The organism is Mesorhizobium sp. M0189 (assembly GCF_040322135.1).
Taxonomy (GTDB): Bacteria; Pseudomonadota; Alphaproteobacteria; order Rhizobiales; family Rhizobiaceae; genus Mesorhizobium.
This window is the reverse complement of the sequence record NZ_JAMYSW010000005.1, coordinates 412,342-431,466: the sequence shown is the minus strand read 5'-3', so window position 1 is coordinate 431,466 and position 19,125 is coordinate 412,342. Positions and strand designations below refer to the sequence as shown.

General features: G+C 62.1%; 19 protein-coding genes. 12 read left to right on the top strand and 7 right to left on the bottom strand.

Annotated features, from left to right (window positions below; genetic code table 11):
* Positions 1 to 115: 115 nt before the first annotated feature.
* A complete protein-coding gene (locus tag NKJ09_RS13105) occupies positions 116 to 916 on the bottom strand; it encodes an IclR family transcriptional regulator (protein ID WP_352483665.1) in 801 nt (266 codons plus the stop codon).
* 241 nt (positions 917 to 1,157) lie between these two features.
* On the opposite strand from NKJ09_RS13105, the gene NKJ09_RS13100 reads away from it, so the two are divergent.
* From NKJ09_RS13100 to NKJ09_RS13085, 4 genes are read left to right on the top strand one after another with little or no spacing between them, the layout of a single operon-like run.
* Positions 1,158 to 2,210, top strand: coding sequence for a substrate-binding domain-containing protein (locus tag NKJ09_RS13100; RefSeq protein WP_031193806.1), 1,053 nt, complete (start codon positions 1,158 to 1,160; stop codon positions 2,208 to 2,210).
* 18 nt (positions 2,211 to 2,228) lie between these two features.
* Positions 2,229 to 3,737: a sugar ABC transporter ATP-binding protein gene (locus NKJ09_RS13095; protein ID WP_023718472.1), complete on the top strand. Its 1,509-nt coding sequence runs from the start codon at positions 2,229 to 2,231 to the stop codon at positions 3,735 to 3,737.
* A complete protein-coding gene (locus NKJ09_RS13090) occupies positions 3,734 to 4,699 on the top strand; it encodes an ABC transporter permease (protein WP_023718471.1) in 966 nt (321 codons plus the stop codon). The genes NKJ09_RS13095 and NKJ09_RS13090 overlap by 4 nt, the downstream gene beginning before the upstream one ends.
* The gene (locus NKJ09_RS13085; protein ID WP_156948048.1) at positions 4,696 to 5,667 is read left to right on the top strand and encodes an ABC transporter permease; all 972 of its coding nucleotides are present in this window, start codon (positions 4,696 to 4,698) and stop codon (positions 5,665 to 5,667) included. The genes NKJ09_RS13090 and NKJ09_RS13085 overlap by 4 nt, the downstream gene beginning before the upstream one ends.
* Here NKJ09_RS13085 and NKJ09_RS13080 read toward each other — a convergent pair.
* The gene (locus tag NKJ09_RS13080; protein WP_023718469.1) at positions 5,641 to 6,582 is read right to left on the bottom strand and encodes an amidohydrolase family protein; all 942 of its coding nucleotides are present in this window, start codon (positions 6,580 to 6,582) and stop codon (positions 5,641 to 5,643) included. The two genes, NKJ09_RS13085 and NKJ09_RS13080, sit on opposite strands and share 27 nt — an antisense overlap.
* 74 nt (positions 6,583 to 6,656) lie before the next feature.
* Between NKJ09_RS13080 and NKJ09_RS13075 the strand changes: the two genes are divergently transcribed.
* The 6 genes from NKJ09_RS13075 (at position 6,657) to NKJ09_RS13050 (ending at position 12,440) form a co-directional block, all read left to right on the top strand.
* Positions 6,657 to 7,976, top strand: coding sequence for an alanine racemase (locus NKJ09_RS13075; protein WP_352494804.1), 1,320 nt, complete (start codon positions 6,657 to 6,659; stop codon positions 7,974 to 7,976).
* A 41-nt stretch (positions 7,977 to 8,017) separates the two neighbouring features.
* A complete protein-coding gene (locus NKJ09_RS13070) occupies positions 8,018 to 8,362 on the top strand; it encodes a RidA family protein (RefSeq protein WP_023718467.1) in 345 nt (114 codons plus the stop codon).
* A 9-nt stretch (positions 8,363 to 8,371) separates the two neighbouring features.
* Positions 8,372 to 9,382 (top strand): succinylglutamate desuccinylase/aspartoacylase family protein, encoded by a 1,011-nt coding sequence (locus NKJ09_RS13065; RefSeq protein WP_023718466.1) that lies wholly within the window; start codon positions 8,372 to 8,374, stop codon positions 9,380 to 9,382.
* Between the two features lie 56 nt (positions 9,383 to 9,438).
* On the top strand, positions 9,439 to 10,617 hold the full coding sequence (locus NKJ09_RS13060; protein ID WP_023718465.1) for a hypothetical protein: 1,179 nt from the start codon (positions 9,439 to 9,441) through the stop codon (positions 10,615 to 10,617).
* A gap of 264 nt (positions 10,618 to 10,881) precedes the next feature.
* Complete coding sequence (locus tag NKJ09_RS13055; RefSeq protein WP_023718464.1) at positions 10,882 to 11,133, top strand: helix-turn-helix domain-containing protein; 252 nt, start codon at positions 10,882 to 10,884, stop codon at positions 11,131 to 11,133.
* Entirely contained in the window at positions 11,133 to 12,440 is a 1,308-nt protein-coding gene (locus tag NKJ09_RS13050; protein ID WP_352762842.1) for a type II toxin-antitoxin system HipA family toxin, read from the top strand. The genes NKJ09_RS13055 and NKJ09_RS13050 overlap by 1 nt, the downstream gene beginning before the upstream one ends.
* Positions 12,441 to 12,529: 89 nt before the next feature.
* Here the strand turns inward: NKJ09_RS13050 and NKJ09_RS13045 are convergent, their stop codons facing one another.
* Positions 12,530 to 12,973 (bottom strand): MarR family winged helix-turn-helix transcriptional regulator, encoded by a 444-nt coding sequence (locus tag NKJ09_RS13045; RefSeq protein ID WP_031193803.1) that lies wholly within the window; start codon positions 12,971 to 12,973, stop codon positions 12,530 to 12,532.
* A gap of 96 nt (positions 12,974 to 13,069) precedes the next feature.
* On the opposite strand from NKJ09_RS13045, the gene NKJ09_RS13040 reads away from it, so the two are divergent.
* Positions 13,070 to 14,668 carry an FAD-dependent monooxygenase gene (locus NKJ09_RS13040; RefSeq protein ID WP_352494805.1) on the top strand — a complete coding sequence of 533 codons (1,599 nt, stop codon included), beginning with the start codon at positions 13,070 to 13,072 and terminating at the stop codon, positions 14,666 to 14,668.
* Positions 14,669 to 14,882: 214 nt separating this feature from the next.
* Here the strand turns inward: NKJ09_RS13040 and NKJ09_RS13035 are convergent, their stop codons facing one another.
* Positions 14,883 to 15,707, bottom strand: a complete 825-nt coding sequence (locus tag NKJ09_RS13035) for a phosphatidylglycerophosphatase A family protein (protein ID WP_352494806.1) — start codon at positions 15,705 to 15,707, stop codon at positions 14,883 to 14,885.
* Here NKJ09_RS13035 and NKJ09_RS13030 point away from each other — a divergent pair.
* Complete coding sequence (locus tag NKJ09_RS13030; protein ID WP_051409644.1) at positions 15,706 to 16,332, top strand: CDP-alcohol phosphatidyltransferase family protein; 627 nt, start codon at positions 15,706 to 15,708, stop codon at positions 16,330 to 16,332. The genes NKJ09_RS13035 and NKJ09_RS13030 overlap by 2 nt on opposite strands.
* A 56-nt stretch (positions 16,333 to 16,388) precedes the next feature.
* Here the strand turns inward: NKJ09_RS13030 and NKJ09_RS13025 are convergent, their stop codons facing one another.
* The 3 genes from NKJ09_RS13025 to NKJ09_RS13015 form a co-directional block, all read right to left on the bottom strand.
* Positions 16,389 to 17,408, bottom strand: a complete 1,020-nt coding sequence (locus NKJ09_RS13025; protein WP_352483658.1) for an LLM class flavin-dependent oxidoreductase — start codon at positions 17,406 to 17,408, stop codon at positions 16,389 to 16,391.
* Positions 17,409 to 17,563: 155 nt separating this feature from the next.
* The gene (locus NKJ09_RS13020) at positions 17,564 to 17,767 is read right to left on the bottom strand and encodes a hypothetical protein (RefSeq protein WP_023718458.1); all 204 of its coding nucleotides are present in this window, start codon (positions 17,765 to 17,767) and stop codon (positions 17,564 to 17,566) included.
* Between the two features lie 17 nt (positions 17,768 to 17,784).
* A complete protein-coding gene (locus tag NKJ09_RS13015) occupies positions 17,785 to 18,927 on the bottom strand; it encodes a DegT/DnrJ/EryC1/StrS family aminotransferase (protein ID WP_023718457.1) in 1,143 nt (380 codons plus the stop codon).
* Positions 18,928 to 19,125: the final 198 nt, after the last annotated feature.

Here is a 19,125-nt window from a genome sequence, read left to right as displayed (position 1 = left end):
GTGGTCGCGGGAGCGCGCTGCCGCCTTTGCCATACCCACCGGAATACCGGTTCCGGCCTCGCTGCTGCGGCTGAACGAGCGGAGCCTATCCCGAACCTTCGCGCGCCGATTTTTACTAGCTTCCCGCCAGCGACAATCCACGGGCGCGCTCGCATAGCAGGGCAAGCAATTCGCTGCGCCTGGCTTCCGGCGTGTCGACGGGCAACACGAAACAAAGCGTCTTGTTGATGGCCCCGTCGCCATCGCGGATGGGCGCGGCCATGCACCAGGTGAAGCGGTCAGCCAGAGCGGCGGTCTCGCTGAAACCTTGCTGGCGCGCCAGAGCCACATCGCCGAAGAACTCGGCTGGCGCAATGACGCGGCCGTCGGGAAGCTTGTAGTCGCCAGGCGGAATGAAGTCCTGTATTTCCTGCGCGCTCATATGGCCGAGCAGCAGCCTTCCGGACGCCGTCCACGGGATCGGCACCTCGACTCCGACATCGCTTGAAATCCGGAACGGGCCGGGCGAGTCCCGGCAATCAAGGACGACGTATTTGTTCCCGCGCAGGCCACACAGTTGGACGGTCTCGCCCGTCTCCGCGCCTAGTCTGTCCAGGGTTTCGATGATGCGTCGATAATGGGCATTATGATGTGAGTAGGCCCAGCCGAACAGATGCATCGCCTTTCCGAAATAGACATAGCCTTCCGTCCCGACGTTCTCGAGCATTTCGGCTTCCAGCAGGCTGTTGACGATCTCATAAGTGGTCGAACGCGGCGCGCCGATCATCTTGGCGATATCGCCGACGCGCATCGGCGCGCGCTGCCGCAGAAGCGCTTCAAGCAGCGTGATGACGCGGTCAATCCCGCGGCGCCGTTCGCCATTGCGCGGCTCGGCGCGGACTTCCCTTTCGATCAAACCAGTGACGCCATCGCTCATGTGGGCCGCACCCCGCGCAAAATCATTTCGGCCCTCGTCTCAAGACGCTTGAAAGATGTCAAGGCTCAGTCTAGCATCCCATCTGTCCGATATACAGGCCTCTTGTCTGGAATATCGGACAATAAAGAGCCAGGCGCAGAGAGTCCTGACGAGAAAAAGGGCGGTTTCCGAGATGCGGCAACCGGCGGGTTTTCTCGTCTCGACCCCGCACGTCCAGGCATAACCTCAGAAGGGAACAATCATGACCAAATCATCGTTTTTCGCATCCGCCAGCGCCCTTTGCCTCGGTCTTCTCCTCAGCGTTGGCGCCGGTTCGCAGGCCAACGCCGCCGCTAAATGCATCAAGGGCGACCGCAAGGCGCCGTATACGATCGGCTGGGCCAACATCTATTCAGTTCCGACCTGGATGAAGCAGACACAGGGCACGATCGAAGCCGAAGTCGAAACTTTGAAGAAGCAAGGCTTGGTCGACAAGCTCGTCGTGACCGACGCCCAAGGCGACGCCAACGTCCAGATTCAGCAGATCCAGTCGATGATCGATTCCGATGTCGATGCCATCATCCTGATCGCTGGCTCGTCGACCGCGCCGGCGCGCGTGCTGGCGGACGCCTGCGCCAAAGGCATCGCGATCATCAATTTCGACAGCCTCGTCGACACCGACCAGGTGACCGCCAAGGTCAACACCGATTCCTCACAGTGGGGCGATCAGGCGGCCAAGTTCCTGATCGACGCCATCGGAGGCAAGGGCAAAATTCTGATCCTCAATGGCCCAGCCGGCGTTTCGGTCAGTGACGACCGGCGCAAAGGCGCCGATGCCGAGCTTAAGGCTCATCCCGATGTGAAAGTGCTTGCCGAAACGAACACGCCCTACAATGTCGCGCCCGCCCAGGAAGCGGTCACCAGTCTGCTTTTCGCCAATCCCGAAATCGACGGCATCCTGTCGCTCGGCGGCGCTCTGTCGGCGGGTGCCGTGCTCGCGCTCGACAAGCAGGGTCGCGACCAGGTGCCGATCACCGGCGAGAATGCGCGCCAGTTCCTCGAACTGTGGAAGGAAAAGGGCTTGAAGAGCTGGGCGACGATGCAGCCGAACTGGCTCGGCGCTTTCGCCACCTACACCGCCGTACAGGCGCTGGACGGCAAGGATGTGCCGGCTTTCGTCAAGATCCCGCTGCCGGTGATCGACAATTCCAACGTCGACGAATATCTCGCCCGGGCTAAGGATTTCCCGGCTGACGGTTACATCTATTCGCCGTTCGATGAGGATCTGTTCAAGAAGCTGCTGGCCCAGAAATAAGCCTGAAGGGTTGCAACATTGACAACCACGGCTACGCTTCTCGCCGCGCGGGGGGTGTCGAAGTCCTTCTTCGGCAACCCCGTCCTGCGCAACGTTTCCATCGCTCTGCAGCCGGGCCGCGTGCATGCGCTGCTCGGCGAGAACGGCGCGGGGAAGTCGACGCTGATCAACCTTTTGTCCGGCGCCCTGCGCCCGGACGGCGGGGCGATCGAGGTTGATGGACGCCCGGTATCGCGCATGAGCCCCGCTCATGCGCGGCATGCCGGGATCGCCGTTGTCCAACAGGAACTCAGCCTGACGGCCAGCCTCTCGATCGCCGAAAATATCGGGCTCGGCGCCTATCCCAAGAGATTCGGCTTGGTCGATTACACGGAACTTGCCGCACGGGCCAGGGCCGCATGTGATCTTGTCGGCCTTCGCGAACCGCTGTCTACGCCGGTGGGGCATCTGTCACTCGGCCGGCGTCAGATGGTGGAGATCGCCAAGGCGCTCTACCGGCGGCCGCGCGTGCTCATTCTCGACGAACCCACCTCATCGCTATCGGCAACCGAGACAAAAACCCTCACGGACTTGCTGGAAAGGCTTCGGGCCGAGGGCATCGCCATTCTCTACATCTCACACCGGCTGAACGAAGTGATGACACTGTGCCAGCATGTCACCGTACTGAAGGACGGCGCCTGCACGGCGGACCGCTCGCTGGAAGAAACTGATGCCGCCGGGCTGGTGCGGCTGATGGTCGGCCGCGACCCCGGCGATCTCTTTCCACGATGGCAGCCTTCGCCATCGCCAGCCAACGCCATCTCGGTTCGTAATTTTTCGGCCGGCCTGATGCGCGACGTCGATCTCGACATCAGGACAGGCGAGGTGCTTGGGATCGGCGGCCTGGTCGGGCAGGGGCAGGAAGATCTGCTGCTTGGCCTCTACGGCGCGATCCCGGCTAGGTCGGCATCCGCGACCGTAAACGCTGCTTCGGGTCTGCCGGGCGGCGTGCCGAAAGCCAATGCGCTCGGCCTCGCCTATGTCCCGGCCGACCGCAAGCGCGAAGGCCTGCACTTGATCCATCCCATCATCACCAACATGATGCTACCAGCCTTCGCAAGGCTGCCGGCGTTGAAGCTGCGCAGCCGGCGTGCCGAGCGCGATTTGGCGAGGGGACTCGCCGCCCAGCTTGCCATCAAGGGCGACCTCGATCGCCCGGCGCAGGCACTCTCAGGTGGCAACCAGCAGAAAGTCGCGCTGGCGAAATGGATGCCACACGATCCGCTTGTGCTTCTCCTCAACGATCCGACGCGCGGCGTCGATGTCGAGACCAAGCGTGAGATCTACATGATGCTTCGCAATCTCGCTGCCGCCGGCAAGGCGATCGTCCTGCTCAGTTCCGACACACCCGAACTGGTGCACCTTTGCGACCGCGTCGCCGTGGTCCGAGAAGGTCGCATCAAGGCCATGCTCGAGCGCGAGGCACTGAGCGAGGAAGTCATCGTCTCCGCCGCAATGGGCGCCGAACAGCAGAAAGTTGCGGCATGAGCACGGTTGTATCCTCAAGCCAAGCCGGCGCCCTCTACTGGCGAGTTCAGCTGCGCCGAAATGTTGGCGTGCGCAGCCTGTTTGCCGTGGTTCTGGCGTTCCTCGTTGCCTACGGCGTGTTGTTCCCCGGCCTCTTGACGGCGTCCGGCTTCGCCAAATTCACCCAGAGCTGGTTTCCGCTGGCGCTGGTCGCGATGGCCCAGGCGATCCTCATGCTCACCGGCGGCATCAGCTTGGCAATCGGCGCAATGGTCAGTCTCGGCGCGGTAATCGCCGCGACGACGATGATCGGGCCGCTGGGCGTAGCCGGCGGCACCGCCGTGGTGGCGCTGACCGGTATCGGCATCGGTGCCGCGACGGGGTTCATCGTCGTGAAACTTCGGTTGCCGGCCATCGTGGTGACGCTCGCCGGCTCCTTCATCATCGGCGGTGCTGCGTTGCTCATCCTGCCGAGGCCGGGCGGCGCCATTCCGGAGTGGCTGTCGGACCTGCTTGCCGGCAACACGCCGGCGGCATTCGTGTTGCTGGTGCTCGTCGTGCTTTTGTGGAAACTCTATCTCGCCACCCCGCTTGGGTTGAGCCTCTATGCCGCCGGTGAGAATCCGGTCGGCGCCTATCGCTCCGGCGTGCCGGTCGACGGCGCGCGGATCGCGGCCTATGCGATCAGCGGTCTGCTTTGCACAGGCGCCGGCCTGTTCGTCGCCGCGCAAACGGGTTCGGGCGACCCGGTCATAGGCACAGCCTTCACGCTGAATTCCATTGCCGCCGCGGTGCTCGGCGGAATCGGCTTCCTCGGCGGCCAGGGCACGATGCGCGGCGCGCTTGCCGGCAGCCTGCTGCTCAGCCTGATGATCAGTGTCATGTTCTTCCTCGGCTTCACGCCAGTTGCTCAGTATGTCGCCCAAGGCCTCATCATCATCGGGGCGGTCGCCATCCCGCAATTCCGCAAGGTGCAGCAATGACAGCACGGAAAGAGAGCGCGCGCGGCGGGCGGGCGTTGACGATCCTGCGCAGCCGGCCCTTCCTCACGGTCGCTATCGTTGCCGCGGTGTGGATCGCGGCGAGCTTCGCTTCACGTGGCTTCGGCGCTTATGGTCATTTGCGCTATTTGGTCGAGTTGGGCGCGGTGATCGGCCTGGTCGCGGCGGGCCAGACCTTCGTGGTGATTGCCGGCGGCATTGACCTTTCCGTCGCGGCGATCGTCACGGTCAGTGCCGTCAGCCTCCCGCTGCTCTCATTGCAGGCGGATCCGACCGGGCTCACAGCCGTTCTTGCAGTACTTGCGTTGACGACCGCGATAGGTCTCGTAAACGGGCTGGGCGTGGCGCTGTTGCGCGTTCATCCAATGATCATGACACTGGCGATGGCGACATTCCTGCAGGGCCTCCTGATCATCATCGCCGGCGGCAGCGCCGTGACCGCCGAGAACCCGCTGGTCAGCTGGCTCGGCAATGCGCGGCCAGCCGGTATTCCGGCAGGCGTGCTTTTGTGGGTGGTCATTTCCGTGATCGTTCTGACCACGATGCATGCGACATCCCTCGGCGCCCGGATTTTCGCGATGGGCGCCAATCCGCTTGCCGCGGCGCTGTCCGGAGTTTCCGTCGCCTCGACCACGCTCGCCGTCTACGGCATCAGCGGCTTCTGTTCGGGACTTGCCGGTGTGTTGGTCCTCGGCATGAACGGCCAAGGCTATGTCGGGATAGGAGATCCCTATCTCCTCGCGTCGATTGCCGCCGTGGTGCTCGGCGGCACCTCGATACTGGGCGGGCTCGGCACCTATGCCGGTACTATCCCCGGCGCGATCCTGCTGGTCACGATCACGGCGCTGATCACCGTCGTCAACGCATCGCCCGGCTGGCGCAGTATCCTGTTCGGGTCGCTGATTCTGGGGCTGCTGCTTCTCTCAGGCAGGGAGCAGGCCCGCCGATGAAATATCGTGCAGCCGGTAGATACGCCTTGCGTTGCCGAAGAACAGCGCCGTTTGCTCGTCCGCGGAAAGCTCTCCTGCAATGGCTTTGAAGCTGTCATATACTGCATCGAATGACGCATGCAGGCCGGCGACTGGGAAGTCACTGCCGAACATCGCTCGCTGCGTACCGAAACAGTCGATGCAATGCATGACAACCGGCTTCAGGCTGTCGAGTGTCCAATCATGATCGTAGGCGACCAGATCCGATATCTTGATGGCAGCGTTGTCGCACTCCGACAAAAGCCGCAGCCCTTCGCGCCACACCCGCATGCCGTCTGCATCGCGATCGATCGGGCTGCCGCAGTGGTTGAGAACAAAGAGTTGGTCCGGAAAGGCCGCTGCGAGGCGCGCCGCACCGGGGAGCTGGCGCGGAAACACCATCAGGTCGAAAACCAGCCGGTGGCGCCCAAGCAGGGACAGGCCGGCACGCCAGGCCTGATCGTCCATGATGCCGTCACGGGCAGCAAAACGGCGGGCAGGATCCGGATCCCAGCTCAGTATGTCGCGCACACCGACGACACGGTCGAATGCCGCCTGCGCCTCGACCAGCGCCGGCGCTTGGCGGCTCGCCAGCGGTATGTGAACAACATAACGGGCGGCCACGCCGCGCGACTTGTCGAGCGTTTCAAGCCACCGCGTTTCGCCGACGCATTCATCCCCGGTCCAGCCGGCTTCGACATGGACGGTTGCGACGACATTGTGCCGGCCGGCGTCGCGCAAATAATCTTCAGGAAGGTAGTTTCGCCGCAAGCGGCCAAGCTCCCCCAGACCGCCGCGTTCGCCAGCCGTTGTGGCCAGCCAGGGGTGCCGGCTGAGGCCGAGATCCCAAAGGTGATGGTGGGCATCGATGATCGGTCCGCGGTAAGGTGTTGGCACGCATCTCTCTCATGGTGTGGCCGGAATCGGAAATCGATCCGGACTTCATCCTGTAAAGGAAGGACTAGCATCGGATGACCGAAAGCTCACCCGTACTGTTGCTGGCGACCCGAGAAAATTTCCTGCTCGATGACCGTATCCGCGGCGTGCCGCCTGGCACCCTCGGCTTGGACAGCAGCCTTGTCGCATCTGAGCGCTGGCATCCAGCGGATGGGCGTATGTCGTTGCCGGTGTTGACCGTCGACGAGGGGGCCTTCATCGCCAATCGTGACCTGTTCCTGCGCTATGCGCGAGAGCAGGGCGCCGTGATCGCCCCGCATGCCAAGACCCCGATGGCGCCTGATCTTGCCCGGTCCCTGATCGAGGCCGGAGCATGGGGCACGACCGTCGCCGACATAAGGCAGGCCACGGTGATGCTCAGAGCCGGACTCTGTCGGCTGATCATCGCCAATGAGGTCGGCGGACCAGGTGGTGCGAACCGGCTTGCGGTTCTTGTCAGCGCCTGGCCAAGCGCTGAGTTCTACGTTTTCGCCGACTCGATCGCCGCCGTGAATGCGCTTGCCGAAGCCTGGCGGGCCAATGCGAGGCTGCCGCCATTGCGCGTGCTCGTCGAACTTGGTGCGGGCAGGGCAGGCGCCCGGACCACCGGCGAAGCCGAGGCGATTGCCGACGCGATTGTAGCAGCCGGCGGCCGGCTGCTGATCGCCGGCGTCGCAACCTATGAAGGTGCCGCGGCGCAGCCCGATCCTGACCGCACCGATGAGGCGATATCCGCCCTGCTGACAATGACAGCCGACATGTTCCTGCGGCTCCGCGCCCGCGTCGGCGGCGACACCCCGCTGATTGTCACGGCAGGCGGCTCGGTCTACTTCGACAAAGTGGTCGCAGCGCTTTCGCCTCTCGTTTCTAGGGACAGCAGCGCGACGCTGGTGCTGCGCAGCGGCGCCATCTTCTTCCACGACCATGGCGTCTACGACCGCTCGCTCGGCACACTCGACGCCCGCGAGGGTTTTGCAGTCGGCGGCTTCAATGCGTCCGCACGAAATTCGTTCCGTCCGGCTTTGCGCCTATGGGCCGAGGTACTGTCGCGGCCGGAGCCCGGCCTTGCGATCTGCGGCATGGGCATGCGCGACGTGTCGTTCGACCAGGGCTTTCCAATGGTCCTGACCATCTTTCGTGCCGGCAAGCAGCTGCCGATAGCGCGTGCCGAGGTCTTCAAGCTCAACGACCAGCACGCCTTCCTGACAATTGCGTCGGGCGACGACATTGCCGTCGGCGACACCGTTGAATTCGGCATCTCCCATCCCTGCACCTGCCTTGATCGCTATCGCGTGATCTTTGGCGTCGACGCGGCCGGGTATGTCAGCCACGCCTTTCCCACCTATTTCGGCTGACCATCGTCGCGCTTTCCAAAAAAAGAACGAAAGGATCCGATATGATCAAGTACTTCCAATCCGGCTCCCGCATGTCGCAGGCGGTCGTCTATGGCGGCCTCGTGCACATAGCGGGCCAGGTCGCAGACGATCGCAAGGCCGGCATCGAGGGTCAGACGAGCGAGGTACTCTCCAAGATCGAGGCGCTCCTGGTCGAGGCCGGCAGCAGCAAGTCGAAGCTCGTGGCGGTCAACATCTTCCTGCCGCAGATTGGCGATTTCGACGCAATGAACAGTATCTACGATGCCTGGGTGGATTCCGCCCGTCTGCCGGCGCGTGCCTGCGTCGAGGCGCGTCTCGCTGATCCTGACCTCCGCATTGAGGTCACCGCCGTCGCGGCTGTGTGAACCGCCGCCATGCACACCGGCATCAGCCATTCGCTCGATTTCGATCGGGACGGCAAGACGCTCAGCCATCTGAGCATCCCGTTCTCGATAGACCGTTCGCCATATTTCCAAATCAAGGTCCCGATCTGCCTCATGCGCAATGGTGAGGGTCCGTCGCTGCTTCTTATGGCCGGTAATCACGGCGATGAATATGAAGGCGAGCTGTGCTTGGCAAAGCTGGTCCGCCGGCTCGATCCAGCGCGAGTCAGGGGCCGCGTCACCATCCTGCCGATGGCCAATGTGCCGGCGGTGATGGCCGCCAAACGCTGCTCGCCGCTCGATGGCGGCAATCTCAATCGCGCCTTTCCCGGAGATCCGTCGGGCACGCCGACAAGCCGGCTCGCCAACTTTCTCGAGACAGACCTGTTCCCCCGACACGACATCGTCTTCGACATCCATTCGGGGGGCACTTCGATGGAACATCTGCCGACTGCACTCGTCGAGCGCAATGCCGATCCCGAGCGCCACAGGCGCGGGGTGGAGCTGATGCGGGCGCTCTGCATGCCCTATGGGTTCGTGGCCGACAATGGCCAGGCCTCGCCGACCTCCATGGGTGCAGCGCGCCGTGCCGGCGCCATCGGCGTCAGCGGTGAGTTCGGGGGCGGCGGCACCGCCACGGTCGACACGATGGCGATCACCGCTCGCGCGATCGACAATCTGCTGATTGCACTAGGCCTGGTCGACGGGCCAGTTGTTGGCGCGGAGTCAATGCATTCGATGCCGACGCGACTGCTTTCGCTTTCGCGGCATAGCCAAGGCCTCTACGCCGCCCGCCGCGGCTGGTTTGAACCCGCCGTGAGGGTTGGCGACAGCGTGAACGCCGGACAATTGGCTGGCTGGTATCACGATCTCGAAAGGCTCGATCTTGCCGAGGAAGCCTTGCATTTTGCCGAAAACGGCATCGTGCTTTCGCGGCGGCTGCATACAATGTGCGAGGCAGGAGACTGCCTCATGCAAGTCGCCGAACCCGTAGAAACCTAAAGGGAAAACGCACGGCGTCTAGCTGCTGCGCCACTCTGGAGAACTGAGGATATCTTATGCAGCTTTCCATGTGGACCTACCCCTGGGATGTCCAGGATCTCGGTTTCGAGATGGTCGAACGCGATCTGGTCGAACGCGCGGGACTCAACATGATCAGCCTTGCTGCCTCGTATCATGCGGGACGCTTCCTTCAGCCGCGCAGCCCGCGCCGCAAAGCCTATTTCCCGGAGGACGGCACGATCTACTTCAAGCCAACCGCCGCGCGATGGGCCGACCTCGCAATTCAGCCCAAGGTGGCGGACGTGATCTCGCAGGGAGGCGACGTGCTTGGCGAGCTCGTCCGCAGACGAGACGCCAATGGGCTCGGTGTTTCGTGCTGGACGGTGTGCCTGCACAACACCCGCGCCGGCATGCTTTATCCGCAGGTGGTTACCCGAAATGCCTTCGGCGATCCCAATTATTACAACCTTTGTCCCTCGCATCCGGATGCGCGCGCCTATGTTCGCGCGCTGGTCGCCGACGTTACGCACACCTACAAGCCGGACAGAATCGAGCTCGAAAGCCCGTCATTCATGAGCTTCGCCCACGAATATCATCACGAGAAAGACGGTGTCGGGCTGACCGCGGAAGATGACTTCCTTCTGTCGCTGTGCTTTTGCCCGTCCTGCCTCGCCCGCGCCGCTTGTGCCGGCATTGACGGCGAGGCGGCGCGCAAACTGGTCAGAGGGTGGATCGTCGAGACCTGTGATCGTGCCGTTCCGGCACCGCGTTTTCCGGACTTTCCGAACGGTAGCTTCGATACCTTCCAGCCCTGGCCAGAATTATACGACTTTCTGCTGTGGCGGTTCGAGCCGGTGACCAGCTTGGTTGCCGAGCTGCGCGACGTTGCCGATCCGGGCACACGTGTCCTCATCATTGACCTGAAGGACGGCTGGTTGGGCGGCTGCGATCTGGCGGCTCTCGGCCAGGCTTGCGACGGCGCGATCCTGTGCGCCTACGATATGCAGGCCAGCGATGTCGCAGATCTGATGGCCACTGGCCGTGCCACGCTCGGAGCAGAGAAATTCCTTGGGACCGGTTACCGGCTGTTCCATCCGGAAATGGCAGGCCCGGACATTCTCGCCGCCAAAGTGAAACCGGCGCTGGCGGCGGGCGTCGATGGCATCAATTTCTACAATTACGGCCTTGTACCTGCCGCACGCCTCGATTGGGTGAGTGCCGCACGATCTGTGTGAACAATCGATCCACTGCCGACCCAATAGGCCTAATTTTGCCTCGAGCATTGCGCGTAATGGAGAGGCGTTCGGAGGACTTCCCGCATGGATTCTCGCATTGCTTGGCCGGCGGCCAGCAGCCTAGCTGAAAATCGAGGCATGGCTGTGAGGGCCACGCGGGAGGGAGGCGGGTTATACGGTGAAGCGCATCTTCCAATTTATTCGCTCTAGCGCATATTGAAATCTATCTTCTGAGCGTATATCTCATAGCTGGAGAGGTACGCTGTGGACCAAATCGCCCGAACGCCTAAGCAACTCGGAGATGCCATCCGCCGGCGGCGCCGCAAGCTCGGCCTGAACCAGGCCACTGTCGGGGAGCACACGATGCTACGCCAAGCGACCATCTCGGCCGTCGAGAATGGAGCGCCCGGGACACAGCTCGGAACGCTTTGCGACATTCTCGCAGCGCTCGACCTTGAATTGGTTGTCCGCTCTCGGACCAGAGCAAAGTCGACCGAGATCGAGGACGTCTTTTGATGGCTCGTCCGCGGCGGCACCTCCCGCTCAACGTCTTCTTGAACAGCCGTCTCGTCGGGCGGCTGAATAGACAATCCAGCGGCGCGATCGATTTTCAGTATGATCCGTCCTGGCTTGCCTGGGAGCATGCGCTACCAGTCTCGCTATCTCTGCCCCTACGTGAAGATCGCTATATCGGTGCACCCGTCATTGCCGTGTTCGACAATCTCCTGCCCGACAGCATCCCGATTCGCCGCCGTATGGCTGAGCGTGTTCATGCCCGAGGGATAGACGCCTACGACTTGCTTGCCGCTGTCGGACGGGATTGTGTCGGCGCACTGCAATTCCTGCCGGATGATGTCGAGCCGGGCCCCGCCGGTATTGTCGACGGCAAACCCGTTGACGATATCGAAATTGCTCGTCTCGTCCGCGATCTGGCATCGGCCCCCCTCGGGCTGGGCGAGGATGAAGATTTCCGGATCTCGATCGCTGGCGCTCAGGAAGAGACTGCGCTCTTGTTCTGGAAAGGACGTTGGTACAAGCCGCTGGCGACGACTGCTACAACGCACATCCTCAAGCCACAGATTGGACGCTTGCCAAATGGCATCGACCTTTCCTTCAGTGTTGAAAACGAATTTTTCTGCCTCAAGATGACAGCCGCCCTGGGACTCCCGTGCGCCGTCGCCGCAATCGAGGAATTCGAAGGCAATCGCGTGCTCGTAGTCGAACGTTTCGATCGCCGATGGACGAGTGACAACCGTCTCCTGCGCTTGCCCCAGGAAGACTGCTGCCAGGCTCTGTCTGTGCCTCCGTCGCTGAAATACGAATCCGATGGCGGGCCTGGGGTTCCGGCTATCCTTGGTCTGATGAAGGGAAGCGACCAACCGGAGCTAGATCAAGCTGCGGTTCTGAAGGCCGTGGTCGCCTTTTGGCTGCTCGGCGCCACAGATGGACATGCCAAGAATTTTAGCGTCTTTCTTTCTCCCGGCGGCCGGTTCCGCATGACGCCGTTATATGATGTGATCTCAGCGCAGACCAGCCTTGATGCGGGACAGATCAGGCGCAACAAAATGAAGTTGGCGATGGCTATAGGCGACGCACGCCACTACCTTATCGATAGCGTCATGCCGCGCCATTTCATCCAGACCGCCGCCAAGGCAGGAATTGGTCCAAAACCCGTCACAGCGATCTTTGACGAGCTGCGCCAACGGGCGCTAGCGGCAATCGAACTGGTTTGTGCATCGCTCCCAAAGGGTTTCCCTTCGCAAGTCGCAGATGCCATTGGCAATGGGGTCAAAGCTCGCGTGCGCAGACTGGAAGAGGTGTGATGCTTAAGATCGAGGCACAACCAGACTGATAGCCATTGGGACGTCCAAATGATCTTCTTTTAGCAGCAGCAACGCCGCGCGGGATGTAATCAACCCACGGACTTGCCAGCCTGTAACTTTCTGACCAGGCCGATCAGCTGATCCAGGTCCGCGCGTGTAAGCGCAAGCATCTCCGCAGGGGGTTTGTGATATTCCCTTGTCAATTCCTCAATGGTTGCAACACCCTTGGCCGTAAGCTTGACACGTTTGACACGGCGATCGCTTGGCGACGGAACCCGTTCGGCGAGCCCCGCCTGCTCCAACCGGTCGACCAGCCAGGTCGCCGTCGAAGGGTCGCAGTGCCATTGAGCGGCCAATGCGCCGATCGGCTTGCCCGCATCTTTGTCGAGGGTGAAGAGGGCGCGCGAGTCGTTGGGCGTCAGACCCAATTTCTGCTGGATCGCCAACCGGTCCGGCGCGGACCGCATCAGGAAATCAAACATCAGGCGCCAGGCCTCGGTGGCGTGCTGCAAGCGATCTTGGCCCGGTCCCATTCCACGCTCCTTCGTGTCTTGACACATATTTGGACCAATCATATGATTTGATCAATCAAAATGTTTGGTGATCAAAGCAATGAGAGGAGATCCGAGATGACCAACACCACGGTTCTCGTCGTCGGGGGCGGCCTGAACGGTCTGACGGCGGCCGCCCTTTTGGCTCACAACGACATTCCGTGCGTCCTCGTCGAGCGCCATCCCGACACGTCAATCCAGTACAAATTTGCCGGCATTTCCCCGCGCAGCATGGAGATCTTTCGAAGCCTCGGCCTCGAGGAGGAGATTCGTGCAAATCGTACGGGGGACCAGCAGGCAGGCGCTATTGCGCGCGCCAGGAATCTCACCGATCCCGAGATTCAATGGGGCGGACCGGCGTGGCCGGATGCAAGTGCCCTCAGCCCCACGCAACCGGCGACGTGTGATCAGCACGTCCTGGAACCGATTCTGCGCCGCTACGCCGAGCGGAACGGTGCAGACATACGTTTCAGCACGGAACTGGTGGCTTTCGAACACGATGAGAATGTCGTCCGCGCGGAAATTCGCGATATCGCGACCGGCGCAAAGGACGCCATCTCGGCCGACTATCTGATCGTCGCGGACGGTGCGAACGGCTCGATGCGAGAGAGGCTGGAGATCAGCCGCAGCGGGGCAGGCGGCCTTCAGCACTGGATAAATGTCGTCTTTGACACGGACATGCCTCCGACGATCGGCGGCAAGCGTTTCACGTCGTGCTTCGTGACGGACCTCAACGGGACCTTCACGCCCAGGGAGGGTGGACGATGGCTTCTGGCGCTCCAGTACTTTCCCGAAAAGGGCGAGAAACCCCAGGATTTTGATGAAGCCAGGTGCAGGGAACTGATCATACGAGGTGCGGGCCGGTCGGATATCACGACTAGGCTTGTCGATGCGCGCTCCTGGGAAGTGGCCGCGATGACAGCGCGCCAATTCCGCCGAGGCCGCGCGTTTCTTGTGGGGGATGCCGCACATGTGATGCCCCCAACAGGCGCTTTCGGTGGCAATTCAGGTATCCACGACGCCCATAACCTTGCCTGGAAGCTTGCGATGGTAACAGGCGGGCATGCCGGTCCCTCGTTGCTGGATAGCTATGACATGGAGCGCCGGCCGGTCATCGAGGCTACGTTGGCGCAAGCGCTCGCCCGCCTTCAGAAATGGTTCGACGATCCGTCGAAGCGATTGCCTCCCCCAGTCGCGATGGTCGAGGATTACGACGTGGTATTTGGCCAACGCTACGCTGCAGGTGTCGTGGCTCAGGAAGCCACGCGGGACGATCACCCATTCCAAAAATCCACGGAGTTGTCGGGCCGCCCTGGCACGCGTTTACCGCATTTCGCGGTCGGGCGTGCCGGCCAGCGGATTTCGAGTCTCGATTTGTGCGATCGCGACCTTCTTCTCCTCTGCGCCGACGACGCATGGTGTCAGGCCGCTGACGCCGTAAGCCAGCGCCTCCGCATGCCGCTGACCTGCCACGCCTTTGCCAATGGGGGTCTGATTGATTTGGACCATCGGTGGCCTTCCGCGCTCGGGGTTGAAAGCGGCGGTGCCGCCTTGGTCAGGCCGGACGGGTTTGTCGCGTGGCGGTCAACGCACAGTGTGCCTGATCCTGTACAGATGCTGATCGAAATACTTGACGGCTTGGGTTTCCGCACGCAGGCGTGCGAACATCATCAGTGAGCGGCGGATGCCTCCGGTCTTCCGGCACGACTTCCTTGCCGATGTCGTCGCCGGGAATGCCGGCGATGTTCAGCCGTTTGCCCGTCTCGTCATGCCTCTTCCTACTCGTTGTCACCGAGTAGGGCCGCGCCAACCGCTTCGGTCCTCCCCTTGTGTCGCTAAACTCGCATGGACCATCGTGCTGGCCTTTGGCATTGGAGGCCGAATGTCGCCGTTACGGCAAATGATCAATCAACTCGTTCAGCAGGAGCAGCAACGCCCCAGCGACGACAGCCGCGGCAGCATCGTCCAGCATGATGCCGGCCCCACCCCTTACCTTGTCATGCATGATACGGATGGGCCAAGGCTTGACGACGTCGAAAAACCGGAAAGCAAGGAAGCCTGTTGCCCACCAGAGTGGGTCGAGTGGCAGCATGGAAAGTGTCACGGCGGCGCCGAAGGTCTCATCGATGACGACGATCTGCGGGTCCTCCGTCCCGGTATGGGAGATAACATGCGATGACGCCCATACGCCGACGGCGAACAGGGCCGCATAGGCAAGCACCGTCAGCCAAGGCGATGCGGGTATCAGAGCCGCGGCAACAGCCACTCCAACCATTGCGCCGGCCGTGCCCGGCCATGTTGGAGATAATCCCACGCCGACAGAGGTCGCGAGCAGGTAGGCGAACTTGGGTAGAAATTTATGCATCGAGTTTCGGCCGGCTTCCGACGGGTCGCAAGCAATCATAGTCACATCGTTCGGGTGTTGCCGCCAGACCGCCACTCGATTTGCACAACCGGTCACAAGGCATCGCCCAAACCGTGAAATGCTGTCGGGCAGCTGTCGCTGCGACCGGAAGTTCTGTTTCGCCGTCAGCTTGGCGAGCATCTTAATCCGCCGGCCACATTCGCCAAACGAGATCGCTTTTGCGGCGAGTTGAGAACGTTCCTGAGCCCGGTCTCGGCCCGCATTGGCCAACTGAAACGGTGGCGATGGTGGAACAAACCCGCAAATTGCTGGTAAAGCTCCGTCAAACGACATCATCAGAGGAGCCGCCATGATCGCCGGTCTCATGAAAAGTCGCATCGACCCGCTATGGGAGCAGGCCGCCTCTCCGCTGATCGGGATCGGCATGACGCCGAACCAGGTTACGGCCAGCGGGCTCGTGCTCGTGGCTTTGTCTTCGGCCGCCTACGCGTATCACCATTCAAGTCTTGCCTTTGGCTTGTGCCTGGCGTTTGCCTTCAGCTTCGACGCGCTGGACGGTGCGGTCGCCCGCCGGACAAATATGAGCACCAAGGCCGGTGGCTATTTCGACGCTATCGTCGACCGTTATCAGGAATTGGCCGTCTTTGCGGCAATAGGCTGGGTCGCCGATCTGTGGGCGATCGCAATGTTCGCGTTCGCCGGCGGGATTCTCACCAGTTATGCCAAGGCGCGGACGGCGCTGGAAATCCCTGTGGAAAACCATGGTTGGCCGGATTTCTTCGAGCGAATGGAACGTCTGGTGTTCATTTGCGTGCTGCTCGCCGCCGACGGAGTCGCGACTGCCATGGGCGCGGCTTCGCCCTGGATTCTGGCAGGCGGGTTCGCGTTGTACGCAGTGCTGGCCAACGCGACGGCCCTGCAACGGATCAGTCGCGCATTTGCGATGCTGAAACGAGCCGACGGGAAGCAGCCGTGAGACCGCTAGAACGCGAGCATCGTATTGACCGCCGTGGCTTTTCCAACAAAGTCGCGTCAGCGCCAGCCCAAGCCTGGGGCGACGTGGGTCAGGATCGCCTCGATGGCATGGACATTGTAGTCGACACCGAGCTGGTTGGGGACTGTGAGCAGCAGCGTATCGGCCTCAGCGATGGCTTCGTCGCCCTTTAGCTGCTCGATCAGGACGTCTGGCTCGGCGGCATAGGAGCGGCCGAACACGGCAAGCCTGTCTGCCTCGATATAGCCGAACTGATCTCCGCCCTGGTTGCCGCCGAAATAGGCGCGGTCGCGATCGTCGACCAGCGCAAAAATGCTGCGGCTCACCGACACCCGCGGCTCGCGCGTGTGGCCGGCCGCCTTCCAGGCTTCGCGAAAAGCCTTGATCTGTTCGGCTTGCTGGATGTGAAACGGCTTTCCGCCTTCATCGAATTTGAGCGTGGAACTCTGCAGGTTCATCCCAAGTTTCGCCGCCCATTCTGCGGTGGCGTTTGTGGCGGCGCCCCACCAGATGCGCTCGCGCAGGCCCTCCGAGTGTGGCTCGACGCGAAGCAGGCCGGGCGGGTTGGGAAACATCGGCCGCGGATTGGGCTGGGCAAAGCCTTTGCCCAGCAACACTTCGAGCAGCACTCCGGTGTGTCTGCGGGCCATGTCGGCATCGCTCTCGCCCTCTTGCGGGGCGTAGCCGAAGTAGCGCCATCCGTCGATCACCTGCTCCGGCGAGCCGCGGCTGATGCCTAGCTGCAGACGCCCTCCGGCGATCAGATCGGCGGCGCCGGCGTCCTCGGCCATGTAGAGCGGGTTCTCGTAACGCATGTCGATCACCGCCGTGCCGATCTCGATTCGGCTGGTCTTCGCCCCAACCGCTGCCAGCAGCGGGAAGGGCGAGGCGAGCTGGCGGGCGAAGTGATGCACGCGGAAATACGCGCCGTCCGCACCCAGCTCCTCGGCGGCGACGGCCAGCTCGACGGACTGCAAAAGCGCATCGGATGCCGTCCGCGTCTGCGATTGCGGCGAGGGCGTCCAGTGCCCGAACGACAGGAAACCAATCTTCTTCATGAAATAGCCAGCCTAGAGGGAAGACAGGTGCAGACTATGCTTCGGCGCAGAGCAAAGCATCCCGAAATCGGTACCGACGGCCCAGTTTGAGGTGAACGGTCCGTTGTTGATCAGCGATGCCGTCAATGGCGAGCCTGTTGCTGGCGCGAGCGCATCTAGGAAGGTGCCGCGAACGCGAGCACTATCGCGATGAGGATCAACAGCGGCCCCATCCATTTAAAATGGGTTCCAAAGTTGGTCCACCATGCTTGCTGGCCGGGGCGAGCTTGGAACGGGTCCGCGAGAAATCCGAAGCCGATGCCAGCCATCCACAACCCGGCGCAGAACATGATGAACTCGTCGATGTAATCCGCGACCATGTTCCGCAACTTTCGAATTATGCCGCCGCCACGTGCGCCGAATTCGAGCCGATATAGTTACGGATCGTTTCGATGATCCGGTCCTGGTCGGCCTCGCTCAGATAGGGATGCATCGGCAGGCACAGGATGCGCTTCGGCAGCTCTTCCGAAACGGCAAGGCCGGTCGGCGTGCGCGGGTAATCGCGATAGGCAATCTGGCTGTGCAGCGGTTTCACATAGTAGATGACCGACGGAATGCCCTTTTCACCGAGATGTGCCTTGAGCCCGTCGCGCTTCGGCGTTTCGATGGCGTATTGCGCCCAGGCCGAGCGGCCGCCGCCCAGATTGCGCGCCGTCTTGACTATATCGCCGAGACCTTCGGCATAGCGATTGGCGACCGCTTGCCGCGCCACCATCTCGTCCTCGAGGATGGCCAGCTTCTCGATTAGGATCGCCGCCTGCAGTGTATCGAGCCGTGAATTGATGCCGACGCGGACATTGTCGTATTGCGTTTCGCCCTTGCCGTGAAAGGCGAACGAGCGCAACTGTTCGGCCAGCGCATCGTCATTGGTGAACATCGCACCGCCGTCGCCGTAGCAGCCGAGCGGTTTTGCCGGATAGAAGCTGGTCGAGCCGACGGTGCCGAACGAGCCGCACATCTTGCCGTCAGCCGAGCCGCCGGTCGCCTGCGCCGCATCCTCGATGACCATCAGGCCTTCGCGATTGGCGATGGCCATGATTGCTTCGTAATCGGCGGCGAGGCCGAACAGGTCGACGGGAATGATTGCCTTCGGCCTCAGCCGCCCCTCCGCCTTGATCATGGCGATTGCCGCCTCGAGGCTGGCGATGTCGATATTGTAGCTGTCAGCATCGACATCGACGAACACCGGCTCGGCCTTGGTCAGCGCCACCACTTCGGCCGTGGCGGCGAAGGTGAAGCTCGGCACGAATACCGCGTCGCCCGGGCCGATGCCGGCGGCAAACAGCGGCAACAGCAGCGCGTCGGTGCCGTTGGCGCAAGCGACCACGTGCTTGGTGCCGATATAGGCGGCGAGCTTGTTTTCGAATTCGGTGACCTGCGGTCCAAGAATATAACGACCTTCGTCGACGACGCGGTCGATTGCCGCCTTCAGCCTGTCGCGGATGCGTTCGCGCTGTGCGCCAAGATCGATGAACTGCATGTCGGCCTCAAACGGTTTTAGCCAGATAACCGGCCGCTGGTAGCAGACTTGGCACGGCCGAGAAAGCCGCAGGGCAAAGCCCTGAATTGCTCAAGTGTCGCAGCCTGTTACCTCTGGTTTCCGATCTGCCCTCTTAAACGCGGGAAAATCCGGGCTTCGGCATGCTTGATATGGGCTGCGCATCCCGCCCGCCAGGTT